Here is a 26,476-nt window from a genome sequence, read left to right as displayed (position 1 = left end):
TCAGAGATGATTGAGAATGGACTCTGCATTGCAGCAATTAAATTCTTAGACCGGGTTGGAAATATTGCAACTGCGCGATACGCATCGCCGTATTTTTTTCAACATCACCCAACCAATTATCTCTATTTATTAACGAAGCGACATAACGAAAAAACTGCATGAGTTGCAACAAGATAGCCTCAACCGGCTGTGGGATGCCTTTACTAAATCGATGGTCTTTAAATTTTTTGACTGACTTAAAAAGAAATAAATTATTTACGCTTCGCTTGATTACTGTAATCCATCGGCTACGTTTACATCAAAATATTAATAATTTTACACATCTTAAATCGATATTTTCCGGCCGATTTTCTACTTTTTACTGGCCTGAAATTCACCAGACTTCAAACATGATTAAAATTTTTTAGTCCATCCAGTTGAGGTCAATCAATGAAACGGAAATACCTGCATTGCCTTGTACTTGCTACGCTGTTAACCAACGCATTTAATTCCTTTGCTGCCGAGGATTTACGCAAAGATGCGACCACAGCGACTAAAGAAACCAATGACGCGCTGTACAATCAACTGCCATTCTCTGATAAAACCGATTTTAGCGATGCCCATAAAGGTTTTATCGCTGCGTTACCTGCTGCGGTGATTAAAGGCGAAGCGGGAAATGTGGTCTGGGATCCGGGCCAATACGCGTTTATTAAAGAGGGAGAGAAATCGCCGGATAGCGTTAACCCCAGTCTTTGGCGTCAGTCGCAGTTAATCAATATCAGCGGATTGTTTCAGGTCACCGATGGCGTCTACCAGATCCGTAATCTTGACCTCTCCAATATGACCATCATCGAAGGTGATAAAGGCATCACGGTTATTGACCCGCTGGTTTCCGCTGAAACCGCCAAAGTGGGGATGGATCTTTACTACAAACATCGTGGCAAAAAGCCGGTGGTGGCGGTGATTTACACCCATAGCCACGTTGACCACTACGGTGGCGTACGCGGTGTGGTCGATGAAGCGGATGTGAAATCCGGCAAAGTGAAAATTTACGCCCCGGCAGGATTTATGGAGGCCGCGGTGGCTGAAAATATCATGGCGGGCAACGTGATGAGCCGTCGTGCCAGTTATATGTACGGTAACCTGTTGCAAGCCGATCCGAAAGGCCAGGTCGGTGCCGGGCTAGGCACCACCACGTCAGCAGGAACCGTCACCCTGATTGCCCCAACGGACACCATCACGAAAACCGGTGAGAAGCACACCATCGACGGCCTGACCTATGAATTTATGATGGCACCGGGTTCTGAAGCGCCATCAGAGATGTTGTGGTATGTCGAAGAGAAGAAAATGATTGAGGCGGCAGAAGATGTCACTCATACCCTGCACAACACCTACTCGCTGCGCGGCGCAAAAATTCGTGAGCCCCTGCCCTGGTCAAAATACATCAATGATGCGATTACCCGCTGGGGCGATAAAGCTGAGATTATTATCGCCCAACATCACTGGCCAACCTGGGGCAATGATAACGTCAACAATCTGCTGAAAACCCAGCGCGACCTCTATCGCTACATCAACGACCAGACGCTGCGGATGGCAAATGAAGGCCTGACGCGTGACGAAATCGCCGCCAACTTCAAGCTGCCGGATGGACTGGCAAAAACCTGGGCGAACCGGGGTTATTACGGCTCCGTCAGTCACGATGTTAAAGCCACTTACGTACTTTATCTTGGCTGGTTTGATGGCAATCCGGCCACGCTGGATGAATTGCCTCCGGAAGAAGCGGCGAAGAAATTCGTTGAATATATGGGCGGCGCGGACAATATCCTGCAAAAAGCCAAAACCGACTTCGATCAGGGTAATTACCGCTGGGTAGCGCAGGTAGTCAGCAAAGTGGTTTTTGCTGATCCGGAAAACAAAGCCGCCCGCGATCTGGAGGCCGATGCTCTGGAACAGCTGGGTTATCAGGCGGAATCCGGCCCGTGGCGTAATTTTTATCTGACCGGTGCTCAGGAGTTACGCAATGGCGTAATGAAACTGCCAACGCCGAATACCGCCAGCCCGGATACGGTCAAAGCGATGACACCGGAAATGTTCTTCGATTTCCTCGCAGTGCATATCAATGGCGAGAAAGCGGGTAATGCGAAGGCAGTGATTAACGTCGATTTGGGCGATGATGGCGGCAAATACAAGCTGGAGCTGGAAAATGGTGTACTCAACCACACGTCCGATGCCCAGGCGCAGCACGCGGATGCCACCCTTACCCTCAACCGCGACACATTGAACAAAATCATCCTGAAGGAAGAAACGCTGAAGCAGGCGCAGGATAAAGGTGAAGTCAAAATCAGCGGCAATTCTGTCAAGGTCGATGAACTGCTGGGTTACATGGATAAATTCGAGTTCTGGTTCAATATGGTGACACCGTAATCGTTTAACGGGCTGCTGAATTATTTAGCAGCCCGTCATTTCTTATTTTTATAAATATTTCCGATCCAGTATTTCGCTCAATTTCAGTACCCCTGTTGAATTTAATTTTTATTCATCAACCGCTATTTCTAAGGATTCATACGATGAACAGATCCTACAAAGGCGTCGGCGTTCTGGCACTGGCTGCTGGTTCAATATTGCTCCCCGGTGCCAGCCGGGCGGAAGAACCAGCGAAAAATGTGTCTGAGAATCAGAGTGAGGGTAATAAACCTAACATCATTCTAATCGTTGCTGATGACACCGGTTACGGCGATCTCGGAGCCTATGGGGGTGGTGAAGGCCGGGGTATGCCAACACCTAATCTCGATAAAATGGCCCAGGAAGGGATGACCTTCTTCAGTTTTTATGGGCAGCCAAGCAGCACCCCAGGCCGTGCGGCAATGCAAACCGGCCGCATACCTAACCGCAGCGGCATGACCACCGTGGCATTCCAGGGGCAAGGTGGCGGACTGCCAAAAGAAGAATGGACGCTGGCTTCAGTCCTGAAAACAGCGGGTTACGATACTTTCTTTACCGGAAAATGGCACCTGGGGGAATCGGACTATGCCCTGCCTAACGCCCAGGGTTATGACGAGATGCGCTATGTCGGGCTTTACCATCTCAATGCCTATACCTACGCCGATCCAACCTGGTTCCCGGATATGGATCCGAAACTGCGCGAAATGTTCGCCCGCGTGACCCGTGGGGCGTTATCGGGTAAAGCTGGTGAAGCACCTCATGAAGATTTCAAAGTAAATGGTCAGTACGTCAATACCCCTGAAATTAATGGCAAAGAGGGTGTGGTCGGCATTCCTTTCTTTGATCGCTATGTAGAAAAAGCGTCTCTGGAATATCTCGACGCTCATGCGAAAGATAGCAAACCCTTTTTCATGAGCATCAATTTTATGAAAAACCATCAACCGAATATGCCGGATCCCGATTTCATTGGGAAATCGATGTCCAAGTCGAAATATGCCGATTCGATGGTCGAAATGGACGCCCGGGTCGGTCATATCATGGATAAAGTTCGCTCACTGGGTCTGGACAAAAATACCCTGGTGGTGTTCACCACCGATAACGGGGCCTGGCAGGATGTCTATCCCGATGCTGGCTATACCCCCTTCCGTGGCACCAAAGGAACCGACCGCGAAGGTGGCAGTCGCGTTCCAGCCATCGCCTGGATGCCAGGCAAAATCAAAGCGGATGTAAAAAACCACGACATTGTGGGCGGACTGGATTTAATGGCGACCTTCGCTTCGGTTGCGGGCATTAAGGAACTGCCAAAAAATGACCGGGCAGGTAAACCGATTGTTTTCGACAGTTACGACATCTCCCCGGTGCTGTTCGGCACAGGCCCGGACCCGCGTACCTCATGGTTCTACTTCACCGAAAATGAACTGACGCCGGGAGCGGTTCGCGTTGGGCATTACAAAGCGGTATTTAATCTGCGCGGTGACAATGGTATGCCAACCGGAGGCCTGGCAGTGGACAGTAACTTAGGCTGGAAAGGCCCATCGTCCTATGTTGCTACCGTGCCGCAGATTTTTGATCTCTGGCAGGACCCGCAGGAACGCTACGACATCTTTATGAATAACTACACCGAGCACACCTGGACGCTGGTGACGTTTAATCAGGCTATCGGTGACCTGATGAAAACCTATGCCAAATATCCACCACGTCCGGCGCAGAGTGAATCCTATACCGGTCCGATCACCATCAGCCAGTATCAACGTTTCCAGAATGTGCGCGATCAGCTCGATAAAGAAGGTTTTCAGTTGGGATTACCGACTGGCAACTGATTAATCGCTGGCCCGATCATTATCGGGCCATTATTCTCTCCTTCACTAAGGCATTGAGATGACTATTTTCGTTCGTCGGGCCGGTAAGCAGACCTGGGCAATAGCCCTGACTCTGTGTATTTTCTTCGCCTTTCAAAGCGTCCATGCGGCAACCGATCTGCCTTCCTGGAATAATTCCTCAGCCCGGGAAAAAATAATCGCTTTCGTGCAAAAAGTGACGCATGAAGGTGACGCGGGTTATGTCAAACCGGAGGCGCGTATTGCTGTATTCGACAATGACGGCACGCTCTGGACCGAACAGCCAGCTTATGTCCAGCTGGTCTATCTGATTGATCGGATTAAAACGCTGGCCCCACAGCATCCTGAATGGAAAAACCAACAACCTTTTAAGGGCATCCTGGAAAACGATTTGCATGCTGTCGCCGCAACAGGAAATCAGGGGTTGATGGCAATTGAACACGCCGCTGATGCTGGCATGACCACCGATGCTTATCAGGCCAACGTCTTACAATGGTTAGCCACCGCACGCGATCCGCGTTTCAAACGCCCTTATACCGAACTGGTTTATCAGCCGATGCTGGAGCTGCTGGATTACCTGCGGGCCAACGGTTTTAAAACCTATATCGTTTCCGGTGGCGGTGCCGATTTTATGCGTCCGTGGACGGAAAAAATCTACGGTATTCCGCCAGAACAGGTGATTGGCTCAACCGATAACATTAAATTCGAACGGAATAAACAGGGCCAGCCACAACTGATTAAACAAGGTGCCATCAACTTTATTGACGATGGAGAAAATAAACCTGTTGCCATCCATCGTTATATTGGCCGCATGCCAATCCTGGCCTTTGGTAATTCCGATGGCGATTTGCCGATGCTGCAATATGTCTCCTCTGCGCCTGGCACCCGTCTTGTTCTTTATCTGCATCATGATGACCCTGACCGTGAATATGCCTACGACCGCAAATCCAGTTTTGGCAAGCTGGATAAAGGGCTGGATGAAGCCAGGGAAAAAGGCTGGCCGGTTGTCAGCATGAAAACGGACTGGAAAGTGGTGTTTCCGCAATAACACATCAGGCCAATCAGGCTAAGTGAGGAACGAGATGAAACACAGCACCACCGTCCCGCTAACCCCTATTCTTACCTTTGAAAAGCTGGGTGTGAATTACAAACGTCGTTATCACGTGATGGCTAAGCCTTCTGGCTCCACCTGCAACCTGGATTGCAGTTATTGCTTTTACCTGCATAAAGAAGACTTACTCCATCAACACCGCGATAGCGGCATGACCGATGAAATACTGGAAGATTTTATTCGTCAGTACATCGCCAGCCAGGATGGCGAGGAAATTATTTTCTCGTGGCAAGGCGGAGAGCCCACGCTGATGGGGCTGGCCTTTTTTGAAAAAGTTGTCGCCTTACAGAAAAAATATCAGCCCAGAAATCAGCGAATTGAGAACGATCTGCAAACCAATGCCGTGCTGATAAATGATCAGTGGGCAGCGTTTCTCAAAAAACATCGTTTCCTGGTGGGGGTATCTATTGATGGCCCACGCGAACTGCATGATCGCTACCGCGTCACTCGCAGTGGAAAACCGACCTTTGATCGCGTAATGAAAGGTATCGACGCATTAAAGCGCCACGGTGTGCCTTTTAATGCCCTGGTGGTGGTGAACCGGACTAACGCCAGGTTTCCACTGGAAGTGTATCGGTTTTTAACCCAGGAGCTGGGGGCGACCTATATTCAATTTAATCCCTGTGTCGAGCCGGTCGATTTTAAAAGCACGGCCCCCCAATTCTGGTGCGACGATACCATTCCGGTGACCGGTTCCCGTCGGGCGAAACCTGGCGACCTCGACTCCATCGTCACCGACTGGTCAGTGGATCCCGAAGACTGGGGACAGTTTCTCAAGGTCACCTTTCAGGAGTGGATGAGCAAAGACTTAGGACGCGTGCAGGTTAACCTGTTCGAAACCGCCGTGGTGCAAACCATGGGACTGCCGTCGCAACTTTGCATCACCGCAGAATTTTGCGGCAAAGGCCTGGCGATAGAGAAAAATGGTGACGTCTTTTCCTGCGATCATTACGTCTATCCGGAATATCGGCTGGGCAATGTAACCACGCATAAACTGGCGCATCTGGTGTTCTCCGAACGGCAACGCAAGTTCGGCACCGGGAAAAGAGACACGCTGCCCCGCTACTGTAAAACCTGCCCTTACCTGAAACTGTGCTGGGGTGAATGCCCCAAAAACCGCATCGTGCGTGCGCCCGATGGTGAGCTGGGACTTAATTATTTATGTCCCGGCATCAAAACATTCTTTAAATCAGCCATGCCCGCTTTAGAGCAAATCGCCAGCATCCTTAACAACCTCAAAGAGTAATCAAGGAGTACAACATGCGCCGATCTCTACTGATGATCATTTTCGCGGTGATACCCATTCAGCACCTGGCCGCATCACCTTATGACAGCCTCGCCACGGCATTGCGCGAACAAACCATCCTCAAGGATTTACGCGCCCATTGCCATGTCAGCAGCACCATTTCCGATGACGTGATGAAAAAACATTTTATGGATAACCCGGCTAGCCACGACGCCATTACCAGCGCCGCTTACGAGCTTAAAAGCGGTAAAAAACAGCTTTACCAGCAAAAAATATCAGCCGTGACCTGCCCAACCGATTTGACGAGCAAATAAACCACCGGGAGCCATTATGCGCCATATTGTTCTGTTCGTGGCTGTCATGTCGCCGCTACCTGTCAGCGCCAGTGGCCTCTATCTGTATGAAATCGCGACGGAAGATGTTGGGCTGGCGGGTGCAGGCCAGGCGGCGCGTGCGCAGGATGCTTCCACATTGATGACGAATCCCGCCGGGATGACACGCCTGCCCGATCGGATGATCACGGGCGGCCTGCAAGCGTTGTATGGCGACACGCCGTACCAACTGGATAACGATGCCCTCCTGAAGGGCAACAGTCCGGGCAACACCATTGGCTGGTTCCCCGGTACCAGCGTTTTTTACCATCAGCGTATCAATGATGCCTGGTCTGCTGGCATTGGCCTGTATGGCAATTACGGCCTTGGGCTGGATTTTGGTGACTGGGCGGGTGACCGCCTGATCAAAAAAAGCACTCTGGTGGGGATGACACTTAGCCCGGCGATGGCCTGGAAAATTAATGAGCGACTTTCCTGGGGGCTGGGTCTTGGCATCAACTATGGTTTTCTATCACTAACGCGTGATGTCGATGGGCAGGATGAGAAAGCCACCGACCACGACTGGGCGCTGAATTTCCGTACCGGTTTGCTGATGCAAGTCACGCAAGCCACGCGTATCGGCCTGACTTATACCAGCAAAACGGAATACCACTTCAATATTAATGGCGAGGCACGTTTCCCGCAGCTGGATAATGTTTCTTATACCCTGCCAATTGCGGCGCAAATTAATACCCCGGCGCAGCTGATGCTGAGTGCGGTGCATGATTTGAATCAGCAATGGTCGTTACTGGGTGATTTGGGCTGGCAGGACTGGAGCCGCTACGGGGCCAACCAGATTCAGGTTTCCGGCCAGCCGCTGGCGCGGGAAAATCGCCTGAACGATACCTGGCATACTGCCTTCGGCGTGCAATTCCGTCCCAATGATCAATGGCGCTTTAATGCCGGTATTGCCTATGACAGCAGCTTTTATAAAAACCAGGACGATACCGCGATGACGATGCCATCAGGGGCGGCATGGCGTTATGGCATTGGTGCCCAATATCAGCTCACGCCGTCCAGCAATATCGGTGCTGCATTCGAATATCTGCATATGGAATCATCGTCAGTATCATCGCCGCTGGTGAAAGGGGGATATCAGGATCCCAATATCTATTTTTTCACCATGAATTACAGTTATCGCTTCTGACGTTCAGAAAGACCAGCGATTGCGCCCCTGCCGTTTCGCACGATACAGCGCCTCATCTGCGTGTGCGATCAATTGTTCGGCGCTGCAATCTGACGTGGTGCTGGCGATTCCCATGCTGACGGTAACCTGTGCTGAGACCTCTGATGCAGCATGTGCCAATGCCCGCTGTTGCAGACGTTGCTGAATGCGGGCGGCAACGCGCTCCGCCTCATCTGTTGAGGCATCCAGCAACACCACAACAAACTCCTCTCCGCCGTAGCGGCCCACCACGTCTTCCGGCGTGCGCACCGACTCCTTCAATACGGCCGCTACCGCTGTCAGGCATTCATCGCCAGCCTGGTGACCATAATGATCGTTGTAACGTTTGAAGTAATCGACATCGAGCATAATCAGGCTGAAAGGTCGCTGCTGTGTCATCGCCTCCCTGAGGTGATTTTCCAGTGCACGGCGATTGGCCGTGGCGGTCAATCCATCCTGATGTGCCAGCATATCCAGCCGCGAAATCAGCAGTTGGTTCTGCTCATAGCGCCACCAGGCTTCATTGAACCAGCGCATCAGCATATAGCGCCCATAGAGCAAAATCAGTGTCAGGATCAACCAGATGAGAGCAAAGCGTGTATTCATCCCATTATTTAACTGGTAACTGGCAAGGGGGAGAGAAAGCCACAACGGTAGGACATAAGTTAACAATGCCTGCGGATAAAAATAGAGTGCGGCCATTGCCGTCAGCAACAAAATTGTGCCGAGCGGATAAGCAATCGGAAGATGCCAGAAAACCACGAAGCAGTAGCAGCTGAACGCCCAGATCAGGCTGAGCACTGCCACCAGCGTCAGACCCAACCCTTGTAGCGAGATCGAAGGTTGTTTCGCGCTTAGCCACCCCACCAGTATCAGCAACAGGGATGCGGCGATAACCAGATAAATGCCGCGCTCGACAAACGGAATCAAGGCATTATGGCTGAGTACATGGTCATCAAAATCGATAAATAACCGGTTACGCAAGGCGATTAATAAAGCAAAGCTGATATTCACAAACGCAAACCAGGGCAGGCTTTGTGACAGCGCCTGCCTGACCATATCACCACGTTCGTTCCAGCGTGGCATTTCCTGCCGACGTTCTCTTGGGTTGTTATTCACCAGGCATCCTTCAGATTGACGACCCTGATATACAGTTTATTCCTTTACCGCAAAGTTGCCGGAAGAGACATCGCGACTAGGTGGTTTTGTTGAGGGTGATTTCGGAGTTGTATTCCCGGTGCAAGCGACGCGCCTGAATAAATACCGATTTCCAGTAAGGATTGTTCAGAGATGAACGCATCACGCCACGGCTGGCCGATGCATGCAGGAATTGTTGATCGGTGTCATAAAAACCAACGTGCAATTCATGATTGATGCGGAAGAATACCAGATCGCCGGGCTGCATATGGTCAGGCTGGACCCGTTCGCCCATTTGAATTAATTCACGCGTGGTGACGCGATCCATCGGAATATTGAAACGATCTTTTAAGGTGCGCCAAACGAAGCCGGAACAATCGACACCGGATAATTGCGTACCGCCCCATTGATAGGGTGTTCCCTGCCATGAATGCATCTGGTCATGTAACGCGGCAATAACCGGAATAAGATCTTCCTGGCTTTGCGCGCTGTCATTATCGGCCTGTGAGTCACGATGGGCAGAATGGGATGAGCACCCTGCGAGAGAGAGAAAAACCAGAGCGGCCAGTGCCTTAAACATTGCAGGGGAATTCATGGTGTCGTGTGTCACTCATTGAAGTTGGTTTCAGGTTTATACCGCAGTAATGAACGCCGGAAAAATCAGAACCGCTCAGACTTGCAGTACCTTACACTTCACTTACTCAGGCTTACACTACAATACCAGGATATTTCCGCAGGTAAATAGTTAAATCACTTTATGGTGAATTAATCGACAGGTGCAGGATGCAATTGCACATCCTGCACACAAATTTGGCTTAAAAATAATTCAGCGCTGATTGATGAAGCGAAACGGTATTATTTGTGCGCTCAATATTTGCCGGAGAAGTTTGCACTGATTCGTTGTGCCAGATAATCCTTCGCCGAAATCGGTGGATATTTTTTTTCCGGCCCTTCGATCATGACATCTTCATTTGCCTGGCAGAAAAATGCCAGGCTATAGCGCGCCGGAACCGACTCACCGGGTAACGGATTCGCCACGCGATGGAAATTGGACGGTAATTTATCGTCGCTCCAGCGCATCAGCATATCGCCAATATTACAGGTAATCAGCCCATCCAGCGGCGCGATTGGCGTCCAGACCTGCTCCTCCATCTCTTTACCCGGACACACCTGCAAACCGCCCTGCCCATCACGCTGGAACAGCAAAGTCAGGCAATCGAAATCGGTATGCGCACCCGCACGCCACGGGCCATCCACCTCACCGGTTATCGCAAAATAATGCAGCATACGTAAGGTACTTTGGTAAGTGGCGCGTGACGGTTCATGTGCGTGGCTGAAGAAGTCCTCCGGGAAGCCAAGTTTCAGCGCGAAGCATGAAAGCAGCTTCATGCCCACTGCCCAGCACTGACGCTCAAACTTCATCACCTCATCACGAAAACCTGGCAGGGTGTCATCATCCGGCCACAGGCCATCCATACGTGGCAGCGTGATCTGGTATGACTCTTTCTGATCGGGTTTACCGGTAGAAGGACGGATTTGTGCACGGTATTCCCAGCCCGCATTGCGGCTGAGCGGGTGGCGGGCTTTTTCTTTTTCCGGCAGCGCAAAAAAACGCTCCGCATTGGCGAACGCGGCGTTGATATCGTCGAGGGGGATGTCGTGTCCGGAAACCTGGAAGAACCCGATGTCGATGGCCGCCTGCCACAGCTGGTCGGCGATTTCGTGTTTACGTTGGTCAAAATCAGCGAGATCGATGATACGCACTTCGCGCACCGCTTCACTGCCGCGTGCGCCCATGCGCGATTCTTTAGCCAGTTCATGCAGGGTATAAGCCGTTGTCTTTTCCATTGGTGCACCTCGTTATAAAGAGATAACGGATGACCTGCACCGCAACTGGCAGGTCATCCCCGCGCCCATTCACTGGGCGATCGAGCAATGACCCACCGGGCAACGACCACGGCTGACAGCTTCTACTCAATAACAATCTGGCAATATCTATGCCATAAATCGCACGATCCCGTTGCGGCGCGATTTATCGCGCGGTTGTTGCAGTGCTTCGGCTCAACGACGCGTGATCAATCACGCCGCGGCGGGTTAAATACGGTTTTGTTGCACCATAACAATGCAAATCAGCAACTAATGACTCACAACTGAGCAAAGTTTCACAAACATCCTTTCAATCCATGACGTCGCAAAACGATTTATTCAATAAAATCAGAATAATAAACACAAAACATTGTGGATGGCATGGGCTTTGCTAAATTCACAGCAGAGTATAAGCGGTTAGCGTGGCGCGCCTGCCATGCGGAACATTGCTCTACAGCTTCGGCTGTACCTCGTCAGGGGACGGTGCTATGCATCGTGAGCAGGCTCATACACCGCATCATCCCCTGAACACGAACACACTTTGCGTTTGCTTTGGGGGTTTTTATGTCAATGTCGTCCTTCCGTTTGTCCCTGTTCGCCGCGCTTATCGGCGCATCTTCCCTTGCCCATGCGGCAGACAAGCTGGTGCTGCAAACCACTTGGGTAGCACAGGCTGAGCAAGGCGGTTATTACCAGGCTGTCGCCACCGGGATCTATAAAAAATACGGTCTGGATGTGGAAGTGCGTTCGGGCGGGCCGCAGCTGAATAATATGACGCTGCTGCTGGCGAACCGTGCCGATGTTATCGTCAGCTATGATCTTCAGGTGTTGCAGGGTATCCAGCGTAACTTCCCGCTGAAAGCCATTGCCGCCCCCTTCCAGTTCGATCCGCAAGGCATTATCACTCACGGTGATGTAAAGGATTTGGCGGGGTTGAAGGGCAAAACCGTGCTGGTCTCCGCCAGCGGCCAGGCCAGCTGGTGGCCGTGGCTGAAAAGCAAATATCAACTCAGCGATGGCCAGGTGCGTCCTTATACTTTTAATATGCAGCCGTTCCTCGCCGATAAAAATACCGCCCAGCAGGCCTACGCCACTTCAGAAGTTCAGCAAATTAAAGCAGTACAGCCGGACAGCAAATTTTATCTCTTCGCCAATTACGGCTACCCCGCCTATGGCGGCATTCTGGTGACGCGCGATGACCTGTTGCAGCAAAAACCGGATGTCATGAAACGTTTTGTCGAGGCCTCAATGGAGGGCTGGAAATCTTACCTGGCCAATCCTGCTGCCGGTGATGCACTGATCAAAAAAGAAAACCCGCAGATGACCGATGCGATCCTGGCATTTGGCGTTTCGCAGATGAAAACGCTGCATCTAATCGATGGTGGCGATGCAGCGAAACAGGGCCTGGGGGTGATGACGGAAAAACGCTGGCAAACCACGCGTGATTTTATGGTGAAAGCTGGGTTGCTGGATGCCGCCACGCCATGGCAAAAAGCCTTCACCACCCAGTTCTATCGTCAGGCGGCCATGTAAGGGACAGCATGAAAATTCTGATTAAAAACTGCCAGGCCATCCTCACCGGCGATATACAGCAGCCCCGCAGTGCCGCGCGCGATATTCGTATCGAAAACGGCCTGATCCACGAGCTGGGTTCTCTTCAGGCGCAGGACGATGAGCAGGTGATCGACGCACGCAATTGCGTGGTCTATCCGGGCTGGGTCAATACCCATCATCATCTGTTTCAATCGCTGCTGAAAGGCGAGCCGCAGGGGTTGAATCAAAGCCTCGGTGCCTGGCTGGCCGCCACACCTTACCGTTTTCGCGGGGCGTTTGATGAACAAACTTTCCGCATCGCAGCGCGCATTGGTCTGGTGGAGCTGGTGCGTTCCGGCTGCACCACCATTGCCGATCACCACTATCTTTACTGGCCTGAGATGCCGTTTGATGGCGCGCAAGTCCTGTTTGAGGAAGCGCAGCAGCTCGGCGTGCGTTTTGTGTTATGCCGTGGCGGTGCCACCCAAAGCCGTGGACTGGAGAGCGATTTACCCACCGCGCTGCGCCCGGAAAAGTTCGAGACGATGATGGACGATGTTGAGCGGCTGGTGACGCAATATCATCAACCCGATGCCTTTGCCATGCGTCAGGTGGTGATGGCCCCCACCACCACGCTGCATTCCACCACCCCGCAGGAGCTGCGGGAAAGTGCCCGCCTGGCGCGCCAGCTTGGCATTCGTCTGCACAGTCACCTGTCCGAAACGGTTGATTATCTCGATGCCGCTCAAGCCAAATTTGGTATGACACCACTGCAATTCTGCGCCGAACATGACTGGATCGGCCGCGATGTGTGGTTCGCCCATCTGGTGAAGTTACTGCCGGAAGAGATCGCCTTACTCGGCGCGGCTGGCAGCGGTATCGCCCATTGTCCGCAGAGCAACGCTCGCCTCGGTAGCGGCATTGCTGACCTGGTGGCCCTGGAGCAGGCCGGGGTAACCGTGTCGATTGGTGTTGATGGCGCGGCATCCAATGAAGCCGCAGACATGCAGAGCGAAACCCATGCGGCCTGGCAATTGCAACGCGCCCGTAAAGGGATGCTGGCGCAACCACGTTATGCCGGTGGCACTTTTGAAGGCGGTGGCGATGCCGCCAGCATCGAAGATGTGCTGCGCTGGGGCACCCACGGCGGCGCACAGGTGCTGGGGCTGAACACTGGCGTGATTGCACCGGGAATGGCGGCGGATATCGCGGTCTATCAACTCGATGATCCGCGCTACTTTGGCTTGCACGATATGGCCATCGGGCCGATTGCCTGTGGCGGGCGGGCGCGTATCAAAGCGCTGCTCTGTCAGGGAAAAATAATCATGCAGGATGATGTGATTCCGGGCGTCGATTTGCCAGAGCTGGGGCGTGCTGCCGCTGAGGCGGTGAAAACCCTTCAGCAGCGCGCAGGCGTGACAACGTAACCTGACGCGTAGCGACGCGATTTATCGCGCAATTATTTGCACTGTGCCGGCAAACCCCGCGTGATAAATCACGCCGCTACAACCCGGTGCGATGCGTCGCGCCGCTACGGCCATGATGATTACAATCCGGCGATCAGCGCTTTTGCTGCGGCACGATGTTTCACCATCAATTCTGCCGCATCCAGCCCGATGATCTCACCGTCTGACACACGCCATTCCCCACCCACCATCACTTTATCCGCCCGTTCGGCGCCACATAAAATCAACGCAGAAAGCGGATCGTGGCTGCCGCTAAAGCGCAACTCATCCAGCTTAAATAATGCCAGATCCGCCTGTTTGCCCACCGCCAGTTCACCAATATCCGTGCGTCCCAGCAAGCGCGCCGACCCGGCTGTCGCCCAACGCAGTACGCGCTGCGGGGTAATCTGTTCCGCACCATAGCGCAGCCGTTGCAGATACAGTGCCTGGCGTGCCTCGTACATCAAATTCGACGCATCATTCGAGGCCGAACCATCCACACCCAGGCCAACCGGCGCGCCCGCCGCTTCCAGGTCTACCGTCGGACAAATTCCTGAAGCCAGACGCATATTGGATACCGGACAATGGCAGATACCGGTGCCGGCGGCACCCAGGCGCTTGATTTCGTCTTCATTGAAGTGAATGCCATGCGCCAGCCAGGTTCGATTGCTGAGCCAGCCCACATGTTCCAGATAATCAACGGTGCGCATACCAAAGGTTTGCTGGCAAAACGCCTCTTCATCCAGCGTCTCCCCCAGATGGGTATGCAGGCGAACATCATGCTGCTCCGCCTGGCGGGCGATTTCGCGCATCAAATCAGTGGTGACGGAAAACGGGGAACAGGGGGCGAGGCCGATCTGAATCTGTGCCCCTTCGCGTCGCTGGTGATACTGCTTAATCAGGCGCAGGCTATCCTGCAAAATGGTGTCGGCATCCTGAATGGTATGCTGCGGCGGCAGGCCACCCTGTTCTTCGCCCAGATTCATCGAACCCCGGGTCAGCAACGCACGCATCCCCAGCTGTTGTACCACCTCCACCTGCACATCAAGCGACTGCTCCATCCCCTGGGGGAAAAGGTAGTGATGATCGCTCACCGTAGTGCAGCCAGACTGCAACAGCTCGGCCATCGCCACCTGGCTCGCCAGATGCAACGCTTCGGGGGTCAGACGCGCCCACACTGGATACAGGGTCTTCAGCCACGGAAACAGCGGTTGATTGACCACCGGAAGCCAGGCGCGGGTTAAAGTTTGATAAAAATGATGATGGGCGTTAATCAGACCGGGTAACACCACATGGTCACGAGCATCGACCACACTGTCGCAAGACTGCGACGGGGTTTGTCCCAGACGCAGAATCTCGCTGATACGCGAGCCTTCAATAACCAGGCCGCCACGGCCATCAAGGTTGTCGGGGAGAAATACGGCAAGGGGGTTTTTGATCCAGATACGGGCAGCGCACATGGCTGGCTCCTCTCAGTGGTTAAACATAAGGGTTAGCCAGCTCAGTTATTGCCTGTCTGCTGATCCAGGCGCATCGCGATGCGGCACTACTATGCCGCATCAACGACGACCTGAAAAGCGATCAAGCGGCTTTTTTACGTAGCGGTGATTCCGGCATAAACAACGACAAAATAAACGCCAGCAACATCACCCCTGCCGCCATCTGAAATGCCGCATGCACCCCATCACCAAATGCCTGCAAATAAGGGATCTGCACATCCATAGCAAGATGGTGGATCGCCTCGGGATCGAGACTGCGCGGCAATTCAGCGCCCTTGTCCACCAGCTTTGTCAGCCCGGATTTCAGTACCTGGCTGAACACCGCACCAAACAACGCCACCCCAATGGAGCCGCCGACCGAACGGAACAGCGTTACCGAGGACGTCGCTACGCCAATGCTGTCAGGCGAGACGGTGTTCTGCACAGCCAGCACCAGCACCTGCATCACCATGCCCATTCCCATGCCTAAAATGCTGGAGAACAGGTAAATATGCCAGACCGGAGTATTCAGGGTCAGCGTGGTCATTAGCGCCATGCCAATGGTCGCCAGCAGCGTACCGGCAATCGGGAACATACGATACTTACCGGTGTGGCTGATCACCCGACCACTGATAATTGAGGTAACCAGCAACCCACCCATCAGCGGTAACAATTGCAAACCGGCCTGCGTCGGTGTCGAGGCCTTCACCACCTGCAAATACAGCGGTAGAAATGTGACGCTGCCAAACAGCGACATCCCGACAATAAAGCCAATCAGGCTGGAGAGCAGAAAACTGCGGTTACGGAATAACGAAAGCGGGATGATCGGTTCCCAGGCTCGACGTTCTTCATAGACAAAGCCAATCAGCCCCACGATACCAACGGCGAAAATGCACCACAGCTGCGGGTCAGACCAGGCATGCACCGATCCCCCCTCACTGGTGAATAACGTAATACCCACCAGCGCCAGGCACAGGAAGAAAGCACCGGGATAGTCGATTTCATGCGCCCTGCGTTTACTGTCGGTTTTGAAGACCGCATTAATCACCAGCAGCGCAAATAAGCCCAGCGGCAGATTGATATAGAAAATCCAGCGCCATGAGGCGTGTTGCACAATAAATCCACCCAGCAACGGACCAATGACCGTCGCCAGACCAAATACGCCGCCAAACAGGCCCTGATACTTACCGCGATCGGCTGGCGGGATCACATCAGCAACCGCCGCCATACTGACCACCATCAGGCCGCCCCCGCCGAGTCCCTGCAAGGCACGGGTAAGAATCAGCTGTTCCATGTTTTGTGCCAGTCCGCATAACGCTGAGCCGACCAGGAACAGAATCACGGAAATTTGCAGCACCGGCTTACGACCAAACAAGTCGCCAAATTTACCGTAGAGCGGTACAACAAGGGTTGAGGCCAGCATATAGGCGGTGACGATCCACGACAGGCGATCCAATCCGCCCAGCTCACCGACGATGGTCGGTAAAGCCGTAGAAACAATGGTTTGGTCCAGAGCGGACAGCAACATAACCAGCAGCAGCGCGCCCAGCAACCAGCCAAATGACTGGTGCCTGGTGTTGGCACTGGCAGCGGGTTGTACCAGAGAATTGGTTTTCATAGGAAACACCATATTGAAATTAATTAAATACACAATTAATATTGATCGTAGTCTGGCAGGAAACAAGTGAGCACGCAAAAATGACCGCACAGAAAGTCCCTTTAGACGCAAAATCAGCGAAATCCGAACCGCGTCGTCCAGGCCGCCCACGCGGTGGCGCCATTAATGCGCAGCAGCGCGAACATCTGCTGGATATCACCCTGGCGCTGTACGCAGAGAAAGGCATTAGCGAGACATCACTCAACGCAATTGCGCGCAAAGCGGGCGTCAGCCCGGCAATGCTGAATTATTACTTCCAGTCACGCGAGGCATTGCTGGATGTGGTGGTTGAGGAGCGTTTTCTGCCGCTGCGCCAGCGCCTCGTTGGCCACTTTATGCATGAGCCGAGTGACCCTGTCACAACTTTTAGCGCGTTTATCCGCGAGATTGCTGACATCATTGAAACCCATAACTGGTTCGCCCCGCTGTGGATGCAGGAAGTCACCGAAGGCCAGGGCGGGTTAGGCCATCACATCAAAAACCGCTTTGGGCATGCGGAGCGCGATAAAGTGAAAAACTTGATCGAGGGGTGGCAACAACAAGGTCTGCTCAATGCCGACCTGGAACCACAGCTGCTGATGACATCCATTCTGAGTATGGTGCTGGTGCCGTTCACCCGTTTTGCTGGCGATCCCGCTTTCAACCGCGACATGATTGTGCAGCATACCCTTAGCCTGTTCTGTAATGGAATGCGGCCAGCATAACTGGCCGCTTTAATAACAAAATGCGGATTATACCGATCGGAAAGGCGTATTGAGCGTACCATCCTGATTGGTCGTCCCGCTGATTGCACCGCCTGTTTCAGCAACAAACAGGGAAAATGAGTCCGCATTCTCCCAAAATACCTGACGCCGGAGCGCATGATTTTCCCTGACCCGTAAGCCCGCTATCACAGCAGAGTGATGTTCAGGATCAAATCTTTTGGCAAATTCACCGTTTTTCACATGATCGCCCCCACCGGTAATGTATTGCGTGTCGAAATCTCCCCTGGCGAACAAAATGGATTTGTCACGCTTGGCTTTGACAAAACCCGCACTGCTGCCACCAAATCTGGGCAGCATATAAATCAGATCGGGGGACGGCTTGCCATCCACCAATATGCTCGGATGGACATATTCATGCAGGATAGTTTGCAACTGAGCATCGGGTTCTAAGGTCATAAAGACTTCCGTGACACTGAAACATTTATCACTCTGATGCCAGGCGGCAATAATGTTCTGGTGAGTCTTGTCAGTGATGATGTCGTAGCGGAAACTTTTATCGTTCGCCAGTGCCCATTTCGCTCTGGCAAGCATCGCTTCAATGCGTGCTTTAGCATCAGCGATATCCTTCACAGTCAGTTGTTCAAGATACTGATTGAAACGATTGCCTAAATCATATCCTTCCAGAGTTTTAATTTCATGCAGCAGCGAGCGCATCTCATCAAGATTTAATTGGCTTATTTTATCCAGAGTATCCGCTATTTTTCCGATCGGTGTCGTAGTGGTATCAATAGTATAATAATGGGTTGCCGAATCTTTTTTTATGTACTTCCTGATTATATTCAGATCTTCCGGCGTAAAAGTATCGAATTCACGAACCACTGCGCGGAAATCTTCAGTGCGTTCAATATAACCAAGATGCAATGACAGGATTTCCCTCCCTCTGGGCGTGTTGAGCACTTCCAGCGCTCTTTGCAAGGTGGGCACCGCCTTTACCATCGCCGCATTCAACATTTCCCCACGCTGCGGACTGCGTTTGTAGAGTTTTTTCAGGCTGCCAGCAATCACCGCGATTCTGCTGCTCGGTAACAGGAAGTATTTCTCCCAGAAAGTTAACTTTATGTCTTTCAGTATCGGACGTGTATTGGCGGCGGCTGCCGTTTCGGCTTTAATTTCACCGGCTGCTTCCATATTGCGTGGATATTTAAAAATATTAACTTCATCAGAAACAAAGTTGCTACCAAAGCGCAGGCCATTGTTTTCCCTTACACCAATACTTTCCAGAGCAGCGATACCGTCGAATAAGATGGCTGCGGCATCCCAAAACAGACTTTTAATCGCCTTTTTACGCTGTGCATAGGTATCGCCGTTAATCGCCTGATCCAGATCCAAACCGGCTTCCGCGATATCCATTCCCAGATAAGCAACGGCACCAAAGGCTGGCGCAACAATAAACAACGTGCCAACGGTGCTTTTCGCGGCCTCGATATTCATAATGATTTGTTGTTTCAAAACTTCATGATTTGAGGTGGTCAGGACTTCGGCATCACTAAAAATACGATCTTTCATCCTATCCCGCAGCCAGGTAAAAGCATCGACGGTGATGGTCTGTGGATTGATATTAATCGCCCCACTTCCCCAGTTTCCTTTCTGGATTTTTTTCATCGCGGAAAGTACCCCGGTGACCAGCATACCATCCTGGCGATTAAGCAAGGTAAAATGTCTCGCCAGTGCCTCTGCCTTACGTGGATCTTTAATTTGGTCGACAAACCATTGTTTCATGTCCTGCTCAGAGTCAAACTCCTGATAATATCCATCTTCTGCGGGCAGATAGACAATGATTTTCCCTTCACGGTTACGCAGCATAAAAATATTACTGGCGGGATAACCATTAATATCGAAGGTGGTCAGTGTGACGCCTGCCCTGCTACTCACTTCTTCCTTTAGTGTCTTCATGGAGATATTAGAATTCTTCAGCACATTGCCGAAAATAGCGCTATCCAGTAAGTCCAGGCCCTCCGGTGATAATTTTTTATCCACCCGCTGTTTCATAGCCTGGCTAATCGCCTTTCCTTTTGCCATCAGTCTGGTCCCAACCGAGTATTTGCTCCAGTAATCAATCTGAAACTGCTGAAAATCATTGGCGAAATCCATATTGATGAACACGTCTTTCAATTTCCTCGGTGTAATCGCAACCTCATTTGTCTGGTTATAGAACTTCGCCTTATTATCATCCTTATAAATCCCGGCACTGCCATTTAGCGTATCATCATCAATCCGTTCATCGGCATTAAAGTTTTCCATGGCTTTTTCAGTCAATGTGCGGGATTTTTCCGGTGGCCCGACATGCTCCCAGCCGGTAACGGTGTATTGTGAAGAACTGGCAAACCTGAATTTATGGTAATAAGTATGGTGTGGGTCGAGGTCGATATCGCAGCATGTCTTAATCGCCTTTTTCACCTCCTCGCCAATAAAATCAAAAATCCCCTGGAATTTATCAATCACCTCGTTGGTGGTATTCACGTAGGTTTTCCAGTCCGCCTGCCAGTTTGCTTCATCTCTGGCATTCACTTTAAACGGAGCTGGCGCAGTTACGTTTGCGGGCGGTGCCTGTAATTCATTCCCGGTTCGGGCAATGGCAATGGATCGCCTTATTCGCGTAGCGCGAGGAGTGTTCCACCAGGATTCGCTAAAGCGGGCCAATGGGTTAGCGGCATCAGCCGCCGGGAATCGTAGCCCCTGATTGTCAGTCATGGGGATAACAACTGGCGTTTTTGTGGGTTTTGACCCGACGAGATGGCGTTGCATTTTTGCCATGCGCAGGATCTGACTGATATCGGTTTCCTGCGTTATCCAATGCAAAGGATTGGCTGCGTCGTACAGCCAGCAAAACCATTTGGCCTGAGGCAGCAATTGACAAAGTCCCGACCAGAATACCTGTTTTATCGCAACGGTAATCGCAGAGGACATTTCCCTGTTGGCCGGGATTAACGAGGCAAAAAAGTTAAGCAGCACCCATTCCGGCGCAAAGGTGGAGGTGTAACTCCCGTTTAGGTCCTCCTCTTTCAGCGCATTCCCCTGCTTTAACACCAGGACTAATTGCTTAAACACCGATGGATTTACCGCGAGGGGTGTCACTCTGGCAACGCCGGTAACCGCCAAAAAATCCGCGATTATTGTTCCGTTTTTATTGTCAGCCAGTTTCTCGGGAGGGGGGAAAGGTGAAGGGGTAAATAAGTGAAGCAGTAACTCCCTATTGTCCTTTATTTTAAAAAGCCGTAACGCAGTGCTTAAATAAATAAAACGTTCATAGGGTATGGTTTGATGGCGGTAATCATCTGCTCTTTTATCAGTCGCAGAAAAAAAATGTGAGAATAGAGATGAAATCCCCTTCCCCACCGAATGCGACAACGGTGCAAAAGGTGCATTTGTAACATGGCTGATCTTATTCATTGACCAGTTATAGCTGGATATAGCCTGTGTAAACGGCAGATTGATATTTAACAGAGATGAATAGCGGATTCCTTCTTTCATCATAAAACTCCTTTTAAAGAGAGATTTTCTCTCCGGGAGAATTAGCTTAGTCGTCCCTCGATGGAACCGCACGAATCCTTAACGTATTAAACGATACGAATCAGCTTATAAAGCTGGTAGAAAAACGGGGAGATCGCGTAAGTGAATGGAGATGGTACGTGCCACCGCGTGGGGGGCACGTTGTCATTATGGGATGTTACTTTTCCGTTCTATCGAGAATCAGATAAGCCGGTTGACACATGCTGCCGCGCTCCTGAATCCAGTAATAATCTATATCGGCGATATGATCATTCAGCCCGGCATCAACCCGTTTCACTTCCAGGCGCAGCCCTGCCATGTCGTTGTAACTCAATCCGGCCTTGACGATGAATTTATATTTAACACCCTTCTCTTCTTCGAAGGATTTAAGATACGGTGTCATCTGCTGTTGTATTTCCTTCAGGCAGATCACCTCGTTGTTAACCTTAAATGGCTCACCAGCCACACCGTCAATCGGTGCGGCGAAAGCAGATGCCGATACCAGCGCCATCAATGCAGGAAAAATCACTTTACTAATAACACACATTATAATTTCCTCCATTATCCCTTACGCATTTCAAACCTGCTGATTCATAAGGTGGTATAAAAATTGGCTTCGCATCAGGTCGTGAAAGATGAGGGATGGAACTAATAAGGGCGAAAGTACATTTATTTAAGACGTTGCCGACTTTATTTGCCTGATTGAGATATTCGGCCGTTACCTGGTCTCTTCTGTATACTTCCTGCTTCACCATCTCTCTGGGGAATTCGGAAAAAGGACGCCAGTCCTGCGCATCACGCCATGCTTTATAAGGCGCAAGCTGTGCTTTATATTGCTGGCGACAATCTGAATTCTCTATAGCTGTCATATACTTACTATTACTAACGCCATAATCAATATAATTACTTTCGGCCATTCCCCGATCAAGAGAGTTTTCGGCGTAGGTAGAAATTTCTTTCAGAATTTCCTGGGTCAGAGCAGGGTTTTCTTTCATATCCTTCGCAATCAAGGTATGGACCAGTGACATGTCCTTCGCTTCTGTCCATTTAATCATCGGGACTTTCGGCACATCGACAACGTCTGAGTTCGGATCTTTGGGAAAGAAATTAGCCACCCCCACGCCCATCGTTACCACAAAGATAAAGAAACTGGCTATTGCTGCGGTTAGAAAGGTTCTGAACTTTCCACGGCCTTTATCACGGCAACGATTTGCTATCTTTTTATAGCTTAAAATCGTGATTGCAATACATATGACGAGAACCACCAACCCTTGCATGCCTGCTCCTTTGAAAATATATCCCGAGAAAATTGATAAACTGCTGCAGCCGTGTTATCGGCATTTATTGCCGGGTCTTTAACACCCATATGTCGAATTTTTTTCATCTGACCGAAACTTTCTCTGCACTCCCAGCGAACTGATTAACAGAGTCATAAAACCGGAACACCCTCTAACCCGCAGGAGCAGATAATGAAACCCATGAAAAACCTCGTTCGTACCCTGACCCTGGCTGCCGTGCTGGGCCTGTCCGCCACCGCCATCACTGCGCAGGCCGCACTGCCCGTCGGAGCCAAAGCCCCCAACTTCGAATTGCAAGGTGCCCTGGCAGGTAAACCGCTGACCTTCTCGCTGCAACAGGCGCTACAGAAAGGCCCGGTGGTGCTCTACTTCTTCCCGGCGGCATTCAGTAAGGGTTGTACCCTGGAAGCGCATGATTTTGCTGAAGCCACTGACAGCTTCAAAAAGATGGGTGCGACAGTGATTGGCGTGACCGCCGGCAACACCGACCAGGTCAGCGATTTCTCCAAACTGGAGTGCCGCGATAAATTCACGGTAGCGGCCGACCCAGGTGCCAAAGTCGCAGCAGAATATAAAACCACCATGGAGATGAAGGGCAAAACCCTGTCTGACCGTACCTCCTATGTCATCGCGCCAAATGGTGACATCCTGCTGAGTTATACTGACAGAAACCCGGATACCCATATCGAGAAAGCACTCGCCGCCGTGAAACAGTACAGCGACTCCCATCCGCAAACCGCGACTAACTAATCGACGAGGCCAGCGATGTTAACCGCCATGCTGGCCGCCTTTATTGGCGGCATTATTCTCAACTTTATGCCATGTGTGTTTCCGGTGGTGTCACTGAAAGCACTGGGCCTGTTACGCCATTCTGATAACAGCGCCAGCGCGCGCCGTGAAGGCCTGGCGTTTTTACTCGGTGTGGTCGTGACCATGATGGCCCTGGCGGGGATTCTGCTGGCGGCGCGTGCTGGCGGCGCAGCGGTCGGCTGGGGCTTCCAGCTGCAATCACCGCTGGTTATCGCCCTGCTGGCGCTGGTGATCCTCGCGGCTGCACTCAATTTGCTTGGCGTGTTTGAAGTCGGTTTGTCTGTGCAGCAGGTGGGCGCTATCGACATCGGACGTGGTGCTTTCGTTCGTTCAGCCCTGACGGGAGCACTGGCGATTATTGTCGCCACACCGTGCGCCGCACCTTTTATGGCGAGCGCCATCGGCTATGCACTGGTCCAGCCCCCAGCCGTTGCACTGGTGATTTTCTTTGCACTGGCGCTGGGTTTTGCCGCTCCTTTTACGCTGGTATCGCTGTTTCCGGCGCTGGCAAAATTCCTGCCGCGTCCCGGTGCATGGATGGATGTTCTGAAACGTGGCCTCGCGTTTCCTATGTTCGGCGCTTATGCCTGGCTGGTGTGGGTACTGGCGCAACAGTCAGGTAGTGGCGCGCTGGCAACCTTACTGGCTGGCTCGGTGGTGCTGGGCTTTGCCGGGTGGTTGTACGGCATGGCACAAAAACGGCGCTTCGCCGGAAAAGGCCATAAAATTCTGTTCGCCGTCACTGCCGTTCTGGTTATTGCGGTGCTCGCTCCGCTGCCAGGGATGATCAAATCCGGATCGGGGCTGCCGGGCGACCAGGTGGCAGCAACCATCACCCAGGAAAAATGGACGCCACAAACCGTTGCGGCAGAACGCGGCCATGGCAAAGCCATCTTCGTGGATTTCACTGCATCCTGGTGTATAACCTGTCAGGTTAATCAGAAAACCACGCTTTCGACCCAGGCGGTTAAAGACGCACTGGCGAAAACCGGTACGCTGTATATGGTGGCCGACTCAACCAAATTTAATCCTGATGTCGATGATGCACTGGGACAGTTTGGTCAGGGTGGTCTGCCGATGTACCTGGTGTATCCAGCCGATGGCGGACCGCCAAAAGTGTTGCCGCAGGTGTTAACCCCCGGCATCGTGGTTGACGCGCTGACTCAGGCGGCGAACAAAAAAGCCTGACCCAACAAGGCGGAATATGGATACAAGCGATACCGGGCGCAACAGCTGGCCTGCACTGATGGAACGGGCGCAGGCAGGCGATCAGCTGGCGTATACACGCTTGCTGCAAGCGCTGGTGCCGGTGATTCGTTCGCAGGTACGAAAACAGCTCGCTGACGACGTGCTGATCGAAGACGTGATTCAGGATGTGCTGCTGACAGTGCATCGGGTCCGTCATACCTATGATCCCGCTTATCCCTTCCTGCCCTGGCTGATGGCGATCATCTCAGCGCGCGCCGTGGATGCATTGCGCCGTCGGGGGCGTCATCAGCGTTGGGAAGTGGCAGAGGAACATCTGACGGAAGCTTCCGCCCCGGCGGATACGCAACGTCAGGATACACAGGAGGAGCTGGCGGGATATTTGCGACAGTTGCCTTCACGCCAGCGGGAGATTGTCGAACATGTCCATTTACGCGAAATGAGCCTGACAGAGGCGGCAGCGCATAACAATCTGAGCGTCGCAGCGGTGAAATCGCTGTTGCATCGTGCGCTGATCAATCTACGCCGCTTTGGAGCACATCATGACTGATCACAACCTGTTGATTGAAAAACTCAGCCAATCGGCGCAGCCGGTTAAACGTCCGCGCGCCACGGGCTGGCGGGTGCTGAGCTGGCTGGCTGGCGCATTGCCCTGCGGCGTGCTGGCAAGTTTTCTGGTGCAACGCAGCCTGACTGACTGGTCACAACCGGGTGCACATTGGGCAATGCTACAACTGGCACTGGCCTTTTTGCTCGGTACGCTGGCTATTCGTAGCGCCTTTACGATGAGCATTGCCGGACGTCACAGCATCAGCTGGAAAGCCTTGTTGCCTCTGGGTTTGCTGTGGCTGGGGTTGAGTATTCTTAACATTCCACGCGTCGAACCGCCATTGCATGTGGGCGATGGCACCAACTGCTACACATTTTTGCTGGTGGTCAGCACGCCGATGATAGTGATGATGATTGCCAGCCTGCGCCGTACCCGTGCGCTACATCCGGTGCGCAGTCTGTCGATGGCGGGCTTTGGGGTTGCCTGCATGGCAGTCACCTTGCTGGCCTTTTGCCATCCGGTGCATCTGCATAAAGAGGACTTTGTGATGCATCTGGCAGCGATTGTCACCATTGTGGCGTTAACGGTACTGCTGGGGAAACGCTGGGTTGAGCTGAGCTAGTTGAATAACCCGGAGCAGTCCGGTGATGGGCTGCTCCTCCTCCATAACATACACACAATAAGAGAATGCTATCCAGTATATTTAATACATCAATTCATTATTACATTGAGAGAAAGCCGAAATTCTTTCGGAGAAAGCATTAATACATAGGATATTTTCCATTTTGATGCAGGAACTTAAGACAATTTCCCCATCAATAATGTTCAACTCAGAAACCTCACCCGTTTTATTCTCAAAACCCAGTCGAGTCTCGTCGAACATTTGGGCGACTCGTTCGATTTCTGACATATTATAATCAGCGATCGCCGCCCATAACACTATCATTTCCTCACTTATATCTATATTAATGATTGTGTTATTTTTCATTACAATCCTGATGGGGGAATGACAATCGACCAAACAGTTTTTTTCTTGCTTAGCAAAAAAATCGTCAATTACCCCCATGAAATTATGATTCATAAGGACCTCC

General features: G+C 51.8%; 22 protein-coding genes. 13 read left to right on the top strand and 9 right to left on the bottom strand.

Features of this window, described 5'->3' with window-relative positions; genetic code table 11:
* The first annotated feature begins 429 nt into the window (after positions 1–429).
* The 6 genes from HA50_RS29035 (at position 430) to HA50_RS29010 (ending at position 8,134) form a co-directional block, all read left to right on the top strand.
* Positions 430–2,403 (top strand): alkyl/aryl-sulfatase, encoded by a 1,974-nt coding sequence (locus HA50_RS29035; RefSeq protein WP_084880818.1) that lies wholly within the window; start codon positions 430–432, stop codon positions 2,401–2,403.
* Between the two features lie 143 nt (positions 2,404–2,546).
* Positions 2,547–4,241, top strand: coding sequence for an arylsulfatase (locus HA50_RS29030; RefSeq protein ID WP_084880813.1), 1,695 nt, complete (start codon positions 2,547–2,549; stop codon positions 4,239–4,241).
* Positions 4,242–4,299: 58 nt separating this feature from the next.
* On the top strand, positions 4,300–5,307 hold the full coding sequence (locus HA50_RS29025; protein ID WP_084880810.1) for an HAD family hydrolase: 1,008 nt from the start codon (positions 4,300–4,302) through the stop codon (positions 5,305–5,307).
* A gap of 34 nt (positions 5,308–5,341) precedes the next feature.
* Positions 5,342–6,616: an anaerobic sulfatase maturase gene (locus tag HA50_RS29020; protein WP_084880807.1), complete on the top strand. Its 1,275-nt coding sequence runs from the start codon at positions 5,342–5,344 to the stop codon at positions 6,614–6,616.
* A gap of 14 nt (positions 6,617–6,630) precedes the next feature.
* Positions 6,631–6,930 carry a YicS family protein gene (locus HA50_RS29015; RefSeq protein WP_084880805.1) on the top strand — a complete coding sequence of 100 codons (300 nt, stop codon included), beginning with the start codon at positions 6,631–6,633 and terminating at the stop codon, positions 6,928–6,930.
* A gap of 16 nt (positions 6,931–6,946) precedes the next feature.
* Positions 6,947–8,134, top strand: a complete 1,188-nt coding sequence (locus tag HA50_RS29010; RefSeq protein WP_084880803.1) for an OmpP1/FadL family transporter — start codon at positions 6,947–6,949, stop codon at positions 8,132–8,134.
* Between the two features lie 3 nt (positions 8,135–8,137).
* On the opposite strand, the gene HA50_RS29005 is transcribed toward HA50_RS29010, so the two are convergent.
* The 3 genes from HA50_RS29005 to HA50_RS28995 form a co-directional block, all read right to left on the bottom strand.
* The gene (locus HA50_RS29005; RefSeq protein ID WP_084881214.1) at positions 8,138–9,211 is read right to left on the bottom strand and encodes a GGDEF domain-containing protein; all 1,074 of its coding nucleotides are present in this window, start codon (positions 9,209–9,211) and stop codon (positions 8,138–8,140) included.
* Between the two features lie 136 nt (positions 9,212–9,347).
* Positions 9,348–9,884, bottom strand: a complete 537-nt coding sequence (locus tag HA50_RS29000; RefSeq protein WP_084880800.1) for a C40 family peptidase — start codon at positions 9,882–9,884, stop codon at positions 9,348–9,350.
* 272 nt (positions 9,885–10,156) lie between these two features.
* On the bottom strand, positions 10,157–11,137 hold the full coding sequence (locus HA50_RS28995) for an isopenicillin N synthase family dioxygenase (RefSeq protein WP_084880797.1): 981 nt from the start codon (positions 11,135–11,137) through the stop codon (positions 10,157–10,159).
* Positions 11,138–11,719: 582 nt separating this feature from the next.
* Here HA50_RS28995 and HA50_RS28990 point away from each other — a divergent pair.
* Both HA50_RS28990 and HA50_RS28985 read left to right on the top strand, forming a co-directional pair.
* Positions 11,720–12,688: an ABC transporter substrate-binding protein gene (locus HA50_RS28990; protein WP_084880795.1), complete on the top strand. Its 969-nt coding sequence runs from the start codon at positions 11,720–11,722 to the stop codon at positions 12,686–12,688.
* Positions 12,689–12,696: 8 nt separating this feature from the next.
* Positions 12,697–14,115: an amidohydrolase family protein gene (locus tag HA50_RS28985; protein WP_084880793.1), complete on the top strand. Its 1,419-nt coding sequence runs from the start codon at positions 12,697–12,699 to the stop codon at positions 14,113–14,115.
* A 119-nt stretch (positions 14,116–14,234) separates the two neighbouring features.
* On the opposite strand, the gene HA50_RS28980 is transcribed toward HA50_RS28985, so the two are convergent.
* Entirely contained in the window at positions 14,235–15,593 is a 1,359-nt protein-coding gene (locus HA50_RS28980) for an 8-oxoguanine deaminase (protein ID WP_084880791.1), read from the bottom strand.
* A gap of 121 nt (positions 15,594–15,714) precedes the next feature.
* A complete protein-coding gene (locus HA50_RS28975) occupies positions 15,715–17,229 on the bottom strand; it encodes an MDR family MFS transporter (protein ID WP_084880789.1) in 1,515 nt (504 codons plus the stop codon).
* Between the two features lie 80 nt (positions 17,230–17,309).
* Between HA50_RS28975 and HA50_RS28970 the strand changes: the two genes are divergently transcribed.
* Positions 17,310–17,972, top strand: a complete 663-nt coding sequence (locus tag HA50_RS28970) for a TetR/AcrR family transcriptional regulator (RefSeq protein ID WP_084880786.1) — start codon at positions 17,310–17,312, stop codon at positions 17,970–17,972.
* A gap of 27 nt (positions 17,973–17,999) precedes the next feature.
* On the opposite strand, the gene HA50_RS28965 is transcribed toward HA50_RS28970, so the two are convergent.
* The 3 genes from HA50_RS28965 to HA50_RS28955 form a co-directional block, all read right to left on the bottom strand.
* On the bottom strand, positions 18,000–21,506 hold the full coding sequence (locus HA50_RS28965; RefSeq protein ID WP_139811092.1) for a dermonecrotic toxin domain-containing protein: 3,507 nt from the start codon (positions 21,504–21,506) through the stop codon (positions 18,000–18,002).
* A gap of 193 nt (positions 21,507–21,699) precedes the next feature.
* Complete coding sequence (locus HA50_RS28960) at positions 21,700–22,068, bottom strand: hypothetical protein (protein WP_084880781.1); 369 nt, start codon at positions 22,066–22,068, stop codon at positions 21,700–21,702.
* A complete protein-coding gene (locus HA50_RS28955) occupies positions 22,055–22,798 on the bottom strand; it encodes a hypothetical protein (RefSeq protein ID WP_084880779.1) in 744 nt (247 codons plus the stop codon). Before HA50_RS28955 ends, HA50_RS28960 begins: the two co-directional genes overlap by 14 nt.
* A gap of 192 nt (positions 22,799–22,990) precedes the next feature.
* Between HA50_RS28955 and HA50_RS28950 the strand changes: the two genes are divergently transcribed.
* From HA50_RS28950 to HA50_RS28935, 4 genes are read left to right on the top strand one after another with little or no spacing between them, the layout of a single operon-like run.
* Positions 22,991–23,569 carry a peroxiredoxin gene (locus HA50_RS28950; RefSeq protein ID WP_084880776.1) on the top strand — a complete coding sequence of 193 codons (579 nt, stop codon included), beginning with the start codon at positions 22,991–22,993 and terminating at the stop codon, positions 23,567–23,569.
* A gap of 15 nt (positions 23,570–23,584) precedes the next feature.
* Positions 23,585–24,817: a protein-disulfide reductase DsbD family protein gene (locus HA50_RS28945; protein ID WP_084880774.1), complete on the top strand. Its 1,233-nt coding sequence runs from the start codon at positions 23,585–23,587 to the stop codon at positions 24,815–24,817.
* 16 nt (positions 24,818–24,833) lie between these two features.
* Positions 24,834–25,385: a sigma-70 family RNA polymerase sigma factor gene (locus HA50_RS28940; protein ID WP_084880772.1), complete on the top strand. Its 552-nt coding sequence runs from the start codon at positions 24,834–24,836 to the stop codon at positions 25,383–25,385.
* Entirely contained in the window at positions 25,378–26,007 is a 630-nt protein-coding gene (locus HA50_RS28935) for an NrsF family protein (RefSeq protein ID WP_084880769.1), read from the top strand. The genes HA50_RS28940 and HA50_RS28935 overlap by 8 nt, the downstream gene beginning before the upstream one ends.
* 81 nt (positions 26,008–26,088) lie before the next feature.
* On the opposite strand, the gene HA50_RS28930 is transcribed toward HA50_RS28935, so the two are convergent.
* Positions 26,089–26,466 carry a type III secretion system chaperone family protein gene (locus HA50_RS28930; RefSeq protein WP_084880767.1) on the bottom strand — a complete coding sequence of 126 codons (378 nt, stop codon included), beginning with the start codon at positions 26,464–26,466 and terminating at the stop codon, positions 26,089–26,091.
* Between the last annotated feature and the right edge of the window lie 10 nt (positions 26,467–26,476).

The sequence above is a fragment of the Pantoea cypripedii genome (assembly GCF_002095535.1).
Classification (GTDB): Bacteria; Pseudomonadota; Gammaproteobacteria; order Enterobacterales; family Enterobacteriaceae; genus Pantoea; species Pantoea cypripedii.
This window is presented reverse-complemented; position numbering and strand designations above follow the sequence as displayed.

Excerpts from the sequence above, each read along its gene's own strand:
- HA50_RS29035 (WP_084880818.1), top strand. The coding sequence starts at position 430 with ATGAAACGGAAATACCTGCATTGCCTTGTACTTGCTACGCTGTTAACC.
- HA50_RS29030 (WP_084880813.1), top strand. The coding sequence starts at position 2,547 with ATGAACAGATCCTACAAAGGCGTCGGCGTTCTGGCACTGGCTGCTGGT.
- HA50_RS29025 (WP_084880810.1), top strand. The coding sequence starts at position 4,300 with ATGACTATTTTCGTTCGTCGGGCCGGTAAGCAGACCTGGGCAATAGCC.
- HA50_RS29020 (WP_084880807.1), top strand. The coding sequence starts at position 5,342 with ATGAAACACAGCACCACCGTCCCGCTAACCCCTATTCTTACCTTTGAA.
- HA50_RS29015 (WP_084880805.1), top strand. The coding sequence starts at position 6,631 with ATGCGCCGATCTCTACTGATGATCATTTTCGCGGTGATACCCATTCAG.
- HA50_RS29010 (WP_084880803.1), top strand. The coding sequence starts at position 6,947 with ATGCGCCATATTGTTCTGTTCGTGGCTGTCATGTCGCCGCTACCTGTC.
- HA50_RS29005 (WP_084881214.1), bottom strand. The coding sequence starts at position 9,211 with ATGGTCAGGCAGGCGCTGTCACAAAGCCTGCCCTGGTTTGCGTTTGTG.
- HA50_RS29000 (WP_084880800.1), bottom strand. The coding sequence starts at position 9,884 with ATGAATTCCCCTGCAATGTTTAAGGCACTGGCCGCTCTGGTTTTTCTC.
- HA50_RS28995 (WP_084880797.1), bottom strand. The coding sequence starts at position 11,137 with ATGGAAAAGACAACGGCTTATACCCTGCATGAACTGGCTAAAGAATCG.
- HA50_RS28990 (WP_084880795.1), top strand. The coding sequence starts at position 11,720 with ATGTCAATGTCGTCCTTCCGTTTGTCCCTGTTCGCCGCGCTTATCGGC.
- HA50_RS28985 (WP_084880793.1), top strand. The coding sequence starts at position 12,697 with ATGAAAATTCTGATTAAAAACTGCCAGGCCATCCTCACCGGCGATATA.
- HA50_RS28980 (WP_084880791.1), bottom strand. The coding sequence starts at position 15,593 with ATGTGCGCTGCCCGTATCTGGATCAAAAACCCCCTTGCCGTATTTCTC.
- HA50_RS28975 (WP_084880789.1), bottom strand. The coding sequence starts at position 17,229 with ATGAAAACCAATTCTCTGGTACAACCCGCTGCCAGTGCCAACACCAGG.
- HA50_RS28970 (WP_084880786.1), top strand. The coding sequence starts at position 17,310 with ATGACCGCACAGAAAGTCCCTTTAGACGCAAAATCAGCGAAATCCGAA.
- HA50_RS28965 (WP_139811092.1), bottom strand. The coding sequence starts at position 21,506 with ATGATGAAAGAAGGAATCCGCTATTCATCTCTGTTAAATATCAATCTG.
- HA50_RS28960 (WP_084880781.1), bottom strand. The coding sequence starts at position 22,068 with ATGTGTGTTATTAGTAAAGTGATTTTTCCTGCATTGATGGCGCTGGTA.
- HA50_RS28955 (WP_084880779.1), bottom strand. The coding sequence starts at position 22,798 with ATGCAAGGGTTGGTGGTTCTCGTCATATGTATTGCAATCACGATTTTA.
- HA50_RS28950 (WP_084880776.1), top strand. The coding sequence starts at position 22,991 with ATGAAACCCATGAAAAACCTCGTTCGTACCCTGACCCTGGCTGCCGTG.
- HA50_RS28945 (WP_084880774.1), top strand. The coding sequence starts at position 23,585 with ATGTTAACCGCCATGCTGGCCGCCTTTATTGGCGGCATTATTCTCAAC.
- HA50_RS28940 (WP_084880772.1), top strand. The coding sequence starts at position 24,834 with ATGGATACAAGCGATACCGGGCGCAACAGCTGGCCTGCACTGATGGAA.
- HA50_RS28935 (WP_084880769.1), top strand. The coding sequence starts at position 25,378 with ATGACTGATCACAACCTGTTGATTGAAAAACTCAGCCAATCGGCGCAG.
- HA50_RS28930 (WP_084880767.1), bottom strand. The coding sequence starts at position 26,466 with ATGAATCATAATTTCATGGGGGTAATTGACGATTTTTTTGCTAAGCAA.